This window comes from Aequorivita aquimaris, from assembly GCF_001573155.1.
GTDB classification, from domain to species: domain Bacteria; phylum Bacteroidota; class Bacteroidia; order Flavobacteriales; family Flavobacteriaceae; genus Aequorivita; species Aequorivita aquimaris.
The window spans coordinates 1-615 of record NZ_JRWG01000063.1; the positions used below are offsets into that span (position 1 = coordinate 1).

1 protein-coding gene is annotated in these 615 nt (G+C 66.7%); it reads left to right on the forward strand.

Features of this window, described 5'->3' with window-relative positions:
• A partial coding sequence (locus tag LS48_RS15935) for a HAMP domain-containing protein (protein WP_117590244.1) occupies positions 1–615 on the forward strand: 615 nt, incomplete at both ends.

Below are 615 nucleotides of genomic sequence, written 5' to 3' on the forward strand. Positions count from 1 at the left end.
CGCATGCGCATTGCGGACGAGCGCGTCGCCGAACTCCAGACGATTTTGGATAGCGGCGATCGCGCCGCGCTCGACCATTTCGTCGTCGCCTCTCTGTATCGAGCCATCGATCCGGTGTCGGAATCGATCGGCAAGCTCGTCGACCTGCAACTGAAGATCGCGGAGCAAACCGGCACCAACGCCACCGTCACCGCGCAGACGAACCGCACGATCATGATCGCACTGGTTCTTGCCGGAATCGCGGTGCTTGCCGTGTCGCTGTTCATCATCGCGTCGAAGGTCGTCGCGCCGGTCAAACGCCTGTCCGGAACGATCCGCGGGCTGGCCGCACAGAACGGCACGGCCACCGTGCCGCATCTGGATCAGCAGGACGAGATAGGCGACATCGCGCGGGCGGTCGACATCTTCCGCGACTCCGTCGTCAGGGCCGAACAGGACAAGGCCGCTGCCGCCGCGCAGGCGACCGAGGCGCTGGCGACCGGGCTGGCCGCCCTGGCCGACGGCGATCTCACCTGCCAGCTGAACGGCAGCTTCCCGCCCGCCTATGCCAAGCTCCAGTCGGACTTCAACGACGCGGCCGCATCGCTGCGCAGCGCCCTGTCGCAGGTCACGGAA